The sequence below is a fragment of the Poseidonibacter lekithochrous genome, assembly GCF_018861145.1.
Taxonomy (GTDB): Bacteria; Campylobacterota; Campylobacteria; order Campylobacterales; family Arcobacteraceae; genus Poseidonibacter; species Poseidonibacter lekithochrous_A.
Map to the genome: position 1 here is coordinate 292,476 of NZ_JAHKQT010000023.1, position 14,243 is coordinate 306,718.

The window sequence follows — 14,243 nt, forward strand, 5'->3', positions numbered from 1 at the left end:
GCTTTTATATTTTGATTTTGGATTATAGCGTATATACATAATAAGAATATTTAGTCTATATAACTTCAAAGTCCTTCAAGCTTATTCTCTTTATCTTTAAATATTATCTCATAGTTTTTTATGATAAAATCTTTTTAATTTTACGTTCAAGGATAAAAATGAAGGCTTATAAAAAACTTGTAGAAAAATATGAAAGAATACATCACTTATCACATATGCAATCAATTGTTTACTGGGATCAGCAAAGTATGATGCCTAAAGGTTCAAGTGATGCTAGAGCAAAAGCAATGGCAGAGTTTGGTGTGATTTTACATGAAGCATCAGTAGATAAAGAGATAGCTCTACTTTTAGATGATGCAATGGCTGAAAACTTAAATTCTATAGAAAAAGCATCATTATATGAAATGAAAAGAGCATACTCAAATAATACCCTACTTCCAAGTGCACTTGTAAAAGCACAAAGTTTAGCTCACTCAAGATGTAATCATATATGGATGGAACAAAGAAAAAACAATAATTGGAAAGCTTTTCAACCAAGTTTAGAAGAAGTTATAAAACTATCACGTGAAGAAGCGAGTATTAGATCAGAAATAAATGGATTAAGTGCTTATGATTCACTTTTAGACTTATATGAACCAGGAATGAAAAGTGAAACATTGGATGATATTTTTGCAGATGTAAAAACTTGGTTACCGCAGCTTATTCAAAATATAGTAGAAAAACAAAAATCTCAAAACTTTATAAAACCCCAAGGAATATTTGAAATACAAGCTCAAAAAGAGCTTGGAATAAAAGTAATGAATCATCTAGGTTTTGATTTTAATAAAGGTCGAGTTGATATCTCAGAGCATCCTTTTTGTGGAGGTGTTCCTGAAGATGTAAGACTAACTACAAGATATGATGAAAAAGATTTTGTTCAATCTCTTATGGGAATAATCCATGAAACAGGACATGCTTGCTACGAACAAGGCTTACCACAAGAGCTATTAGGATTACCCGTTGCACAGGCTCGTTCTATGGGAATACATGAAAGTCAAAGTTTGTTTTTTGAAATGCAAATAGGAAGAAGTAGTCAGTTTTTAAAATCTATTCACCCTTTTATTACAAAATCTTTTGGAAAGAAAAATGAGTTAGAACTTGATAATTTAATAAAAATCTATTCAAAAGTAGAGCCATCTTTAATTCGTGTATATGCAGATGAAGTAACCTATGCTTCGCATGTGATTTTAAGATATGAAATTGAGCGTGCTTTAATAAATGGACAAATAGAAACTTCAGATATTCCAGATATATGGAATGAAAAAATGCAAGAAGCTTTAGGATTGGATACAAAAGGAAACTATAAAGACGGATGTATGCAAGATGTACATTGGAGTGAAGGAATATTTGGATATTTCCCCTCATATACTCTAGGAGCAATGTATGCAGCACAGCAATTTAACACTGTAAAAAAAATCCATCCAAATATAAATGAATCAATAGAAAAAGGCGATTTATCGCAAATAAAATCTTGGCTAAAAGAAAATATTTGGAGTAATGCAAGTATTTATTCTACAGATGAGTTAATCACAAAAGCTACAGGAGAGACTTTAAATCCTAAGTACTTTAAAGCTCATCTAGAAAATAGATATTTATTCTAGTTTTAATTTCTTTTCTAATTATTATATTATTATTATTTTTTTTGTTTAATTTCTTAACAAGGGTGTTTATATTATTATTAATATATAAATTAAATTTAACAGGAGAATAATAATGAGTATTTCTAAGAAATTATATTCAGGATTTGGATTAATGATTTTTTTAATCATTATGTTAACAGTAATTGGTATAAATAGGGTTTCTTTTATTGATAATACTCTTTATAATATAGCTGAAGTAAATTCAGTAAAACAAAGACACGCAATAGATTTTAGAGGTAGTGTTCATGATAGAGCTATTTCTATTAGAGATGTTGTTTTATCTTTAGATAAAAACACTCTTTTATTTAAAAAATCTATTGTAGATATAAAAAAACTAGAAGATTCTTATGCTAATTCAGCAAAATTAATGGATAGTATATTTTTAAAAAAAGAAGGGATTGAAGAAAAAGAAATTGTAATTCTTAATAAAATCAAAGAAGTTGAGAAAAAAACTATGCCTTTAGTAAAAGAGATAATTAACTCAAAACTTTCAGGAAATCACGAAAAAGCTCTTAATTTACTTACAAATCAAGCAAGTCCACTTTTTTCAAAATGGTTAAGTGTGATTAATGAATTTATTGATTATCAAGAGGCAAAAAATCAAATAGCAACTCCACAAGCAAGAGATGTTGCAAGTAGTTTTTCTATTTTAATGATTACAATTTTAATAATTTCATTAATTTTAGGTTCACTTGTTGCTTATTTCATTTCAAAACAATTATCAAGTTCTGCTTGTACTATTCAAAATGGCTTACAAGAATTCTTTTCTTTTTTAAATAAAGAAAAAGAGTCAACAGCTTTAATCACACTAGATACAAAAGATGAATTTGGTCAAATGGCCAAAGTAATTAATGAAAATATACAAAATACAAAAAATCTTATTGTTCAAGATAATGAATTAATTGAAGATGTAAAAAGAGTTGTAAATGAAGTTAAAAAAGGTAAATTAAATGAAAAAATACTTAAATCAACTCAAAATCAAAACCTTGAAGAACTAAAAAATAGTTTTAATGAAATGCTTGAAAATACAGCAAAAAATGTTTGTGAAGATATAAATAAGATAACAAAAATTTTAGATAACTTTGCTAATCTTGACTTTAGAGATAGAGTAGAAAATGATAAGGGAATTGTTTCAATAGGATTAAATAATTTAGCTCAAATTATTAATGAGATGTTAGTTGAGAATAAATCAAATGGCTTAACACTCGATAATAGCTCAAATATTTTACTTAAAAATGTTATTGAACTAAATAAAAGTTCAAGTGAAGCTGCAACTTCTTTAGAACAAACAACAGCCGTTTTAAATGAAATAACAACAAATATAAGAAATAATACGCAAAATATTGGGAAAATGTCTTCTTATTCAAATAGTGTTACAAAATCAGCAAATGATGGTGAAAAACTTGCTAATCAAACTACTATTGCTATGGATGATATAAATACTCAAGTTAATACAATAAATGAAGCTATTAGCGTGATTGACCAAATTGCATTTCAAACAAATATCCTTTCACTAAATGCAGCAGTTGAAGCAGCAACTGCTGGTGAAGCTGGAAAAGGCTTTGCCGTTGTTGCACAAGAAGTACGAAACTTAGCAAATAGAAGTGCAGAAGCTGCACATGAAATAAAAACAATTGTTAAAAATGCTACAGATAAAGCAAATCATGGAAAAGAAATTGCCAGTCATATGATAGAAGGATATAAAGAATTAAATGAAAATATATCATTAACAATAAATTTAATCTCAGATATCGAAACATCAAGTAAAGAGCAACTTTCAGGAATAGAACAAATTAATCAAGCAGTAAATCAATTAGATCAACAAACTCAACAAAATGCAAAAATAGCTTCTCAAACTCATGAAGTAGCAGAAACAACAGATAAAATTGCAAAATTAGTTGTAAGTAGTGCAAATGAAAAAGAGTTTATTGGTAAAAATGAAGTAACAGCAAAAATTGATTTTTAATATTAGAAAGATTTGGGAATCTTATGAATCCCAAACTTTCTTTTTTACTGCTCTAACTCTCAACCTTACATAATCAGCACTCCAACCATCTATCTCATTATATTGAGTTGGTTTTAGTATTTCTTTTACTTCTTTTTTAAATGTAATTTTTTGTTCATCATCTAGATTTTCTGTTATACCATTTGCAAATACATCTAGCCAATTTGTAATATCATCAATTGGTGTTGGTCTTTTTATTAGTTCTATATATTCTACTTTAAAGCCATTGTTTTCTAAAAGCACTTTATAGTCTGTATCTTTTAAAAAAATCCAAGGATTGTTAAACTCTCCCCATGAAGAATGATTATCAAAAACTTCTTTCATAGCATCAGTTAGACTTTTTATATTTCCATATCCTCCAAATTCAGCTACAAACCTACCCTCTTTTTTTAAAGCTTTATGTATCTTTTGGATTGCTAGTTCACTATTTTTTACCCAATGTAATACAGCATTTGAAAAAACTGCATCAAACTTATTTTCAAAATCTAAATTTGTAGCACTCATTACTTTTGCATCTATTCCTTTAGATTTTGTTTTTTTAATCATTTCTTCACTTAAATCTACACCAATAACTTCAGCTCCAGATTTTTTTATCTCTAAAGCTAAAGTTCCCTCACCACAACCTAAATCCAAAATTTTTTCGCCCTCTTTTGGATCTAATAACTCTACTACAGGTAAAGCTAGATTTGATACGAAATCAGCGTGTTTTTTATATTTGTTTGGATTCCAATCATTTGATTCTTTCATATTTTTCCTTTTGTAAATTTTAAGTATTTTACAAGAACTAAAAATAGAAAGGTACAAGTAATCTTAGATTTTGTATCGGAATTCTTTAGGTGTTTGTTTGTGGTATTTTTTAAATTGAGAAATAAACCATGAAACAGTAGAGTATCCACAAGTTGTAGATATATCTGAAATACTTTTATTTGTATTATTTAAAAGTAAAACTGCTTTTTCTAATCTTTTTGTGTCTAGCCATATTTTTGGAGTTTGATTAAACTCTTTTTTAATATATCTTCTTATCTTGTTTTCTGATAATCTTGTGATACTACACATATCATCAAGGGTTTGAATAAGGTCTATATTTGATTCTAAAATATATTTAATTCTATCTTGACTTGTAGCTAAAATAGAGTTAAAAAAAGAGTACATCTGTTTTTCATTGTGTTTTATTGCTTGTAAAAACATCTCTTCAATTTTGAGTTTTAAAAGATTTTCGTTAAAATCAACTTTTAAATACTCTTGAAATGTTTGTACACTATTTTCAAATAACTTATCACTTTTGTAACTTGCTTTTACTATACTTTGTTCATTTTTTATATTGATTTTAATATTATATTTGTTTATAAAATCAAAAATAAACTTATCATCAAAATATACTAATAATGATTTATATTTAGAATCATCAGCTACTCTTTCACTCATATAATAGTTATTTTGAGTAAGAAAGAATATATCATTTTTTTCTATAGTAATATCTTCATTACTAAGATGTATCACTTTTGAACCTTCAAGCATAATTCCCATACTATGCATAGTTGTTCTAGCATATACATTGGAATTTTTTGTTTTGCTAATATAATTTAAGCACAATAAATTATCTATTTTTAAAAGATTTGAATATTTGTTTTCTATAAAATAATTTGGTACTACATATGTCAAAAGTATCTTCCCTTATAAATATTTGAATAATAGTAAATATATCTAAAAAAGTTTTAACTCTTACCCTAGGCCATCAATCACAAAAACCTATCCTATTGGAAACTTTAAAGTAAATGATGTAAAATACCTAAAATATTATAAAGAAACTTAAAAAATAGAAGGAAAATTAAATGGAAAATTATAAAAAAGCATATATTGCAGGCGGATGTTTTTGGGGTATGGAAGATTTGTTTAGAAAAACAAAAGGTATAATTGACACTGAAGTGGGATACCAAGGTGGAGAAAATGATAACCCTACATATGAAAACCATCCTGGTCATGCAGAAGGTATTGAACTTACTTATGATCCTAAATTAACATCTTTTAAAGAAATCCTTGACTATTTTTTTAGAATACACAACCCTACAACAATAGATAGACAAGGTAACGATAGAGGGTCAAGTTACCGTTCAACGATATTCATACAAAATGAAGAAGAACTAGAAATAGCTAAAGAGATTATAAAAGTTGTAAATGAATCAGGTAAATGGGAAGCGCCAATTGTTACAACATTGGAACCTTTTGATACATTTTGGCCTGCTGAAGCATATCATCAAGATTATTTAGTAAAAAATCCTGGTGGATATACCTGTCATTCAGAAAGATTTGGGTCATTTATTTAATAAAATTAAACTTATATAATGCGAAACTATGAAATATTATATTTATGATGTAGAAACCTTTCCCAATATTTTTACTTGTGTTATACAAAATACTCAAAGCAAAGAGTTAAGAGTATTTGAACTAAGTTCTAGAAAAAATGACTTAACAAAGTTTTTAAAAACACTTGAATGGTTAAGTAAAAATGAAAAAATATTAGTAGGATACAATAATCTAAACTTTGATTATGCTGTACTACAGTTTATCTATAAGAATGCAAAGAATTATTCTATAAAAGAGCTAGTTTACCAGATATTTCTTTTTGCAGATGGACTTATCAAAAACAATATCATTTATAAAGAAGATAAAAACACTTTAAAAATAGATCAACTTGATCTTATGAAAATCCACAACTTTGACTATAAAGCTACAAGAGTAAGTCTAAAAGTTTTAGAAGTAAATATGTGTATGGATTCTATTGAGGACTTGGATTTTAAAATAGGTGAAAATATAAAAATAGACGAGTTTGACAATCTAATTAAATACAACAAACACGATGTAGAAGCTACATTACTATTCTTTGAACACTCAAAAGAAGCCATAGAATTTAGAGAAGACTTAAGTTTAAAATACAATGAAAATATGCTTAATTACAGTGATACAAAAATAGGTAAAAGATATTTTATAAGGAATCTAGAAGAAAAACTTGGAAAAGATATTTGTTATGTAAATGGCAAACCAAAACAAACTATTAGAAACTACTTGGACTTTGGCAAGATTATCTTTGACTATATTAGTTTTGAAACACCAGAGTTTCAAAGTCTACTTAAATATTTAAAAAAACAGTATTCAAACTCTATGAATGAAGTTTTTTCAAATATCAGCCAAGATAACTTAGAAGAATTAAGCTCATTTTGTACACTAAATTCTAAAAAAGAAGCCAACTCCTTACATTTAAACTACAAAGATTTTACTTTTTATTTAGGAACTGGCGGTTTGCATGGTAGTGTTGAAAGCAAGTTTTATGATAAAAGTGATGAGTTCTTAATCATAGATGTTGATGTAGCAAGTTATTATCCATCTATTGTAATTCAAAATAACTTATATCCAGAACACCTTGGAATTGAGTTTGTTGATATATATAAAGAGATTCGAGATTTGAGATTTTCTTATAAAAAAGGTACTTCTCAAAACAAAATGCTAAAACTAGCACTAAACTCAACATATGGAGATACAAACAATCAATTTAGTCCTTTTTATGACTTCAAGATGACTTTGGATATTACTATAAATGGACAACTGATGTTGTGTATGCTTGCTGAAAAACTTATGCAAATAGATTCTGTTTCCCTAATCCAAGCAAATACCGATGGTCTTACTTTTAAAATAGCTAAAAAAGACAAGTCAAAATATGAAGATATATCAAATAAATGGCAAGATTTTACAGGACTTGAACTAGAAGAAATAATATATAAAAAGCTATGGATTAGAGATGTAAACAACTATATAGCGTTAAAAGAAAATGGTGAAGCCAAAAAAATAGGTGCATATAAATACGACTTAGCATGGAATCAAAACCATTCTTCTTTAGTAGTTCAAAAAGCAGTAGAAGCATACCTTATAAAAGGTATTCAAATTGAAGAGTTTATACATAATCATAGAAATAAATATGACTTCTTACTAAATTTTAAAGCCACAAGAAATATAGACTTAGTCCTTGAAAAAGTATATTCATTACAAAAAACTTATATGCCATTATCTAATACTATTAGATATTTTATAAGTAAAAACGGGTTTCCTTTAAAAAAGATTCTTCCACCTCTAAATAAAGATTCAGAACAAAGAGTAATAGGAATAAATGTAGGATATAAAGTAGAACTTTGTAATAATATAGAAGACTTCTCTTATGAGTTTTTAGACTTTGATTATTATGTAAAAGAGGCTTATAAACTAATAGAACCATTTAATCAAAAACAAGAATCACTTTTTGATTTTTGATGGTATTTTTATTTATTAAAACAGAAAACATTACAAATTGTCATTATTTTTTAAGATTAGAATTTTTTTGCATATAATCTAAAAAATTAAATATTCTTAGGAAATATAATGCAATTAATAATAGGATCACAAGTTAAACTTATCGATGGAGCTATTGAAAAAATTTTCCCTTATGGAGAAGTTTTGCAATTGTTAAGTAAATTTAAGAATATTTGTACTGATATAAAATGGAATGTAAATGTACCTGCAAGAGATAAGTGTAAGATTATAGAAAATCAAGAAACAATTAATATTAAAAATTTTCAGCCGCGTGATTTTCAACAAGATTGTATTGATAAATTTACACGAACTACACTTACTGGTTATATTTATGCACCTACTGGCTCTGGAAAAACAAATATCGCTGCATATTTAATTGCTAAAAGAAATATAAGAACACTATTTATTGTTCCTAAATATGATTTAGTTAAACAAACAAAAAAAAGATTTCAAGATATTTTAGATATAGACCCAGCAATGATTGGTGAGCTTAGTTCTGCTAAAAAAGAGTTTGGTGCAGCTATTTTAATTACAACATGGCAATCACTAAACAATGAAGAAACATTACAAAGAGTTAAAGAAGATAAATACTCACAGATTATCTGCGATGAGATGCATAAAGCTAGTGCAGATGTCTATTATGATGTGGTATCTTCTATACCTGCTATGTATAAACATGGTCTTACGGCAACACCATATAGAAATAATATTAAAAATGAACAAAGACTTTACGATTTAGTTGGAAATGAGATTGCAAGTGTTGATATCATAGATTTATATAAAAATGGCTTTTTAGTACAACCAACTATAAGATTTAAAAATACATATTATAAAATCAATATTGACCAAGAATATTTAAGATCATTAGATTTTAATATAAAACTAGGAATGCTTAAAAAAAATATTGATAAATCAAAAAAGAGAAAAGAATTAATACTAAATGATATTAAAAAATCTCTTCAGCTTGAAAAAAACGAGTTCAAGGCTAATCAATCTGTAATATTAGTAAATACTCTTGAATTAGGACTAGCTTTAAAAGAGGAGTTATCACTCTTCTATAATGTCTTATATATTGATGCAAGTACAAAAGCAAAAGAAAGAAATGAAATATTTTCTGATTTAACAGAAAACAAAATCACTGATTATGTTCTAATAGGAACTTCTAAACTTCTAGGAGAAGGTACTGACATTCCTTCAATCAAGAATGTATTTTGCGCAAGTCCTGCTTACCCTCCTTTTGAAGATACAGCACGTTTACAACAAATCATAGGAAGAGCTATGAGACCATTTAAAAATAAAAATAGAGCACATATAATTATTTACAATGATGAAACAACAGGTTGGATAAATAAAAAGAAAAATGAAGTTTTAGATATTGTAATTAATAATGTGAAGCCTATTTTTTCGTAAGATGAAAAACATATAATAATTAAGGAATAGTTTTATATACTCTAAATAATACAATAGAGGAAAAACTTATGGACGAAAAAGTTAAAAACCTATTAAACATCATAAAATACACTCCCTTAACTATAACAACTTTAATTAGTATATTTATAATATTTTTAATGTATCAAGAAAAAAAACAAGATTTAAAAAATGAAAAATACTTTTCAGAAACTCAATACCTTCAAACAGAAAAGGAAGCTTTATACTCAAAAATAGATACTGTAAATAATTATATAAAAAATGAAAAAGCAAAATCTGAAAAAGCATTAAAAGAAGATTTAACTTTTAAAATCAATAATGTTCATAAAATTGCTACAAATATGTATCTAAGAAACAAAGATACTCTTTCAAAAGATGAAATAATTAAACAAATAAAAACTGCGCTTGAAGCTATTAGGTTTGATAATGGAAAAGGATACTTTTCTATACATACAATGGAAGGAATTAATATACTTCAACCTATAGTTCGTGAATATGAAGGGAAAAGCGTATTAAATAGAAAAGATCTTAGAGGTGATTATCCAGTACAAAAAGTAATAAAAATTGCAAAAACAAAGGGAGAAGGTTTTTTAAGTTGGTATTCACTTAAACCTAATAATACATCAAAAGAATTTAAAAAAATTGGAATTGTAAAAAAGTTTGAACCATATGATTTAATTATTACTACAGGTATATTTATTGATGACTATGAAGAAAATTTGAAAAAAAGAATTTTAAATCATCTAGCTAAATTAGAATTTAAAAATAAAGGTTTTGTTTCTATTATTAACTATGATGGAGATGTAATTCTTCATAAATCAAAAAGCGTCTTAAATCATAATGTATTTAAAGAAAAAGAATTTTCTCATGTAAAAAACTTCTTAAAAAATCTAATTTCTACAAAAAACAAAGAAAGTGGAGATTTCTTCAGCTATAAACCTATTATACAATTAGGAAAAGAAACAAACGAATTAAAAATAACTTATTCAAGAAAATTTGATGATTGGAAATGGATAATAAGTACAAGTTTTAAATTATCAGATGCAAATAAAATTATAGAAAAAAGAAAAGCAATTATTGAAAAGAAATATGATAAAAAAGAAAAAGATCTTTTGATATATAGCTTTTTATTCATTATATTATTAGTAATAATTTCATTTTTTATAGCTAGATTAATTGAAAAGAAGTTTTTAAATTATAAAGAAAATTTGGAAAACCAAATACTAGAAAATAAGGCTCAGAAAGAAACATTATTAGAAGCACATAAAATTGCTCATATGGCAGGTTGGAAGTTAGAGATAAAAACGAAAAAAGTTATATGGTCAAATGAATTTATTAATATATTTGGGCTTAATATTAAAGATGAAGAGATTTTTGGGCTTGAGTATCTAGAAAATTTGATGTTTAAAGAAGATATATCTGCTTTCCAAGATTCAATGAAAAACTGTATAGTAATAGGGAAAGAACATAATTCTACTTATAGAATAACTAAACCTAATGGTGAAATGATATGGATTAATTGTATAGGCCATTTAAATAAAGAAAAGACTTTTGTTATAGGTATAGTACAAGATATAACAGCAATTAAAAAATTGGAAGCAGAAAAACAACAACAATCTGAATTATTGTATCAACAAAGTAAAATGGCAGCAATGGGTGAAATGATAGGTAATATTGCACATCAATGGAGACAACCATTATCTACTATTACAACTGCATCAACTGGGACAAAGTTATTAAATGAGATGAATACTCTATCAGATAGTGAATTAAATTCAGCTCTTCTAACTATCAATAATTCAGCCCAATACCTTTCACAAACTATTGATGACTTTAGAGGATTTTTTAATCCAAAGAATAGTGTTCTACACGAATTTAAAATTGAAGATACTTTAATAAAAACCTTAAAATTAATTGACCCTCAATTTAATACAAAAAATATAGAAATTATAAAAAATATAGAAAATTATCAATTGTTATCAATTGAGAATGATCTAATACAAGTTTTAATAAATATACTTAATAATGCAAGAGATGTACTAATTACAAAAGAAAAAACAAGAAGATTAATCTTTATAAATACATATCAAAAGAAAAATTCTTCATATATAGAAATAATTGATAATGCTGGTGGAATTGAAGATAATATTATTGATAGAATTTTTGAAGCATATTTTACTACAAAAGAAGAATCTCATGGAACAGGGATAGGATTACACATGAGTAAAGAAATTGTAATAAAACATTTAAAAGGAACTATAGAAGTGACAAATGAAACTTACAATTTCGAAGGTGTTCAATATACAGGTGCAAAATTTACTATTTCTATAGACTAAATATTCTTATTTCAATTTAGTCTATAGTGTATAGTTACGATTACTCAGCAGTAGTTGGATCAATGATATTTTTGATTTCACAAATACTGTTTGCAGGAAAATCACCTGATTTAGCATGTTCTCTTACTGAATCTTCATCTGGAGCAATATAGATACAATATACTTTATTATCTGTAACATAACTCTCTACCCATTGGATTTGTGGACCCATATTTTTTAAAATTCCACAAGACTTTTTAGAAATTCCTTGTAAATCCTCTGCTGTCAAATTTCCAGCATCTGGAATTTCTCGTTCGATTATATATTTTGGCATAATATTTCTCCTTTTGTTAATTTAAATAAATAGTATAGTATTGTATTTATAAACTAACCTTAATTAAATATACTATATTAATAATCCTTCTGTACTCTTCCACGTAACTTCTTTTGGGAACTTAATTTCTTTTTAGAGTTCAGTCGTCTGGTTACAGAGCCTCTTGTTGGTTTTGTAGGTACTCTTCTTTTTTGTACTACATTCACACTTTTTATTAGCTCTACCAAACGTTCAAGTGCTTCGTCTCTGTTTTGTTCTTGGCTTCTGTGCTGTTGTGACTTTATAACGATAATACCATCTTTGGTAATACGGTTATCTTTGAGTTCTAATAACTTATCTTTATAAAACTCTGGCAATGACGAAGCCTCTATTTCAAAACGCAAATGAATAGCAGCAGAAACCTTATTGACCTTCTGACCACCAGAACCTTGTGCTCTAATAGCAGATATTTCTACTTCGTTTTCATCTAGTGTTATGCTGTTTGATATTTTTAATTCTGACATATTATTTTATATCCTACTATTTAGAATTTTTAAATCTATGAAATATATTATATATAATTTTATACAACTTATATCATATTTTAACCTAATCCAAATTATTCAATTAATCTACTCAATATATCAAAAGGTTCAATATCTAATCTTGAAAAAGCAAACCATTTTTTACCTAAGTCTTTTAAAATAGCACTTAACATAGAAACATCTTGTTCTGTGAAAACATAAGGTAAGTACCTTCGTCCTCAATGTTCTAAGGTCGCAATTTGCGACCTCAAGCTTTCAGGAAATCTTTCAAGTATTTTAATTCCCACAGCTTTTACAAAAAACTTCTTTTTGTGTAAATGTATTTAAACCTTTTCTTTGTGTAGTATTACAGTTTATGCAGATAAAACTAAGCATTTCATGTCCCATATATTTTTTTGAAGCTTGAATATCTTTAAATTTATTTAAATTTTTTGGATTTAACTTTGAAGTAATATCAATTTTTTCTTCTTTACTAGGTGTATCTTGAATATTCTCTTTAGTCTTTACATCTTTAATTCTATATTTTTTATCATAATCAATTAAAATAGGTTTATGCTCATTTATAAGAATATTTGCAACATTTTCTAGATTTTTAGTACTTGGTAAGTTATTTGTTATCATTTTTGCTGCGGCAGATAAAATTTTTAAAGGACTTTTTTTAAACTGACTTCTAATATCTTCAATAAATGTATCTGCCCTACAGAATTTTTTAGGAAGAACTTTATTTTTAATTTTAACACCTGGTAAAAAGACAACATAAGACATAATATCCATTTTTATATTGTACTTTTTTAAAATTTCTTCTAATACTAAAGCATGTCTTTGTGATTGCGCTAAAGGACTTGGAAGATTATGTGACTCTTTAGGATAAGTGTATAACATTGTTCCATCATCATTTATTGTTACTTCTGCTTTCGTATTTTTAGTTTCAACTAAAATAATACCTACTGCAACATTAATCAATAAATGGTCAATCTGTGCAGTTAATCCATCTATTTCAAATCTTAAGTCATGTAATACCATATAGTTCTCACTATCTTTTAAATTAAAATCTATAAAGTAAGCAGTTTCTTTTTCTCCTTTTAACCCTGATTCTAACTTTGTTAATTCTTGTCTTATTATATATTTTTGTTTTTCATTATTTGAGAGTTTAAGCTTGTTCTTTAAACATTGAATATCTTCTTCTTTTCTTTTATCAATCTCTTTTAATAACACCCGTTATTTCCTTTATTTTATTGAATATCATTTGAATTTGATGAATTTTATTTTTTAAGTCTATAACTTTATTTATTAAAAGTAAATAAAAATTATTATTTGTAAATCTTTTAAATAGTAGTATAAGAACACTTCTAAAGTATCACCTCTTACATAAGAGCTATTTATATGTACTATATTTGCAGTTTTGATATATATCTACTAAGACTAAAATACCATTGAAATTAAAAGTAGCTTCATTTATATACTTGATAGCAATCTATAGATTTGGCTGTTTGTTCAATCATCTGGGGGGGTGATAGTACTTCTTTTTAACCAAAGTACTTTTTTGCATTGGATGCCTTTGTGGAGAGGGATTTAGATAGGTTCATATTTTTCCTTCTCTCCTTTATCTAAAACTACTAA

11 protein-coding genes are annotated in these 14,243 nt (G+C 26.4%); 6 read left to right on the forward strand and 5 right to left on the reverse strand.

Annotation, left to right across the window (positions count from 1 at the left end; all coding sequences use genetic code 11):
* Positions 1-158 precede the first annotated feature (158 nt).
* Both KO488_RS09620 and KO488_RS09625 read left to right on the forward strand, forming a co-directional pair.
* Entirely contained in the window at positions 159-1,640 is a 1,482-nt protein-coding gene (locus tag KO488_RS09620; RefSeq protein WP_216058588.1) for a carboxypeptidase M32, read from the forward strand.
* A gap of 112 nt (positions 1,641-1,752) precedes the next feature.
* Positions 1,753-3,645, forward strand: coding sequence for a HAMP domain-containing methyl-accepting chemotaxis protein (locus KO488_RS09625; protein ID WP_216058589.1), 1,893 nt, complete (start codon positions 1,753-1,755; stop codon positions 3,643-3,645).
* Positions 3,646-3,666: 21 nt separating this feature from the next.
* Here KO488_RS09625 and KO488_RS09630 read toward each other — a convergent pair whose 3' ends face one another.
* Together KO488_RS09630 and KO488_RS09635 are read right to left on the reverse strand one after the other, a co-directional pair.
* The gene (locus KO488_RS09630) at positions 3,667-4,431 is read right to left on the reverse strand and encodes a class I SAM-dependent methyltransferase (RefSeq protein WP_216058590.1); all 765 of its coding nucleotides are present in this window, start codon (positions 4,429-4,431) and stop codon (positions 3,667-3,669) included.
* Positions 4,432-4,494: 63 nt separating this feature from the next.
* The gene (locus tag KO488_RS09635) at positions 4,495-5,346 is read right to left on the reverse strand and encodes a helix-turn-helix domain-containing protein (RefSeq protein WP_216058591.1); all 852 of its coding nucleotides are present in this window, start codon (positions 5,344-5,346) and stop codon (positions 4,495-4,497) included.
* 170 nt (positions 5,347-5,516) lie between these two features.
* Between KO488_RS09635 and msrA the strand changes: the two genes are divergently transcribed.
* From msrA to KO488_RS09655, 4 genes are all read left to right on the forward strand, one after another.
* Positions 5,517-6,008, forward strand: coding sequence for a peptide-methionine (S)-S-oxide reductase MsrA (msrA, locus tag KO488_RS09640; RefSeq protein ID WP_216058592.1), 492 nt, complete (start codon positions 5,517-5,519; stop codon positions 6,006-6,008).
* Between the two features lie 28 nt (positions 6,009-6,036).
* A complete protein-coding gene (locus KO488_RS09645) occupies positions 6,037-7,983 on the forward strand; it encodes a hypothetical protein (RefSeq protein WP_216058593.1) in 1,947 nt (648 codons plus the stop codon).
* Positions 7,984-8,091: 108 nt separating this feature from the next.
* Positions 8,092-9,432, forward strand: coding sequence for a DEAD/DEAH box helicase (locus KO488_RS09650; protein ID WP_216058594.1), 1,341 nt, complete (start codon positions 8,092-8,094; stop codon positions 9,430-9,432).
* A 68-nt stretch (positions 9,433-9,500) separates the two neighbouring features.
* On the forward strand, positions 9,501-11,786 hold the full coding sequence (locus KO488_RS09655; RefSeq protein WP_216058595.1) for a cache domain-containing protein: 2,286 nt from the start codon (positions 9,501-9,503) through the stop codon (positions 11,784-11,786).
* Between the two features lie 40 nt (positions 11,787-11,826).
* On the opposite strand, the gene KO488_RS09660 is transcribed toward KO488_RS09655, so the two are convergent.
* The 3 genes from KO488_RS09660 to KO488_RS09670 form a co-directional block, all read right to left on the reverse strand.
* A complete protein-coding gene (locus KO488_RS09660) occupies positions 11,827-12,099 on the reverse strand; it encodes a DUF4242 domain-containing protein (protein ID WP_216058596.1) in 273 nt (90 codons plus the stop codon).
* Positions 12,100-12,176: 77 nt separating this feature from the next.
* Positions 12,177-12,602 carry an alternative ribosome rescue aminoacyl-tRNA hydrolase ArfB gene (gene arfB / locus KO488_RS09665; RefSeq protein ID WP_216058597.1) on the reverse strand — a complete coding sequence of 142 codons (426 nt, stop codon included), beginning with the start codon at positions 12,600-12,602 and terminating at the stop codon, positions 12,177-12,179.
* A gap of 297 nt (positions 12,603-12,899) precedes the next feature.
* Complete coding sequence (locus KO488_RS09670) at positions 12,900-13,838, reverse strand: nuclease-related domain-containing protein (protein WP_216058598.1); 939 nt, start codon at positions 13,836-13,838, stop codon at positions 12,900-12,902.
* Between the last annotated feature and the right edge of the window lie 405 nt (positions 13,839-14,243).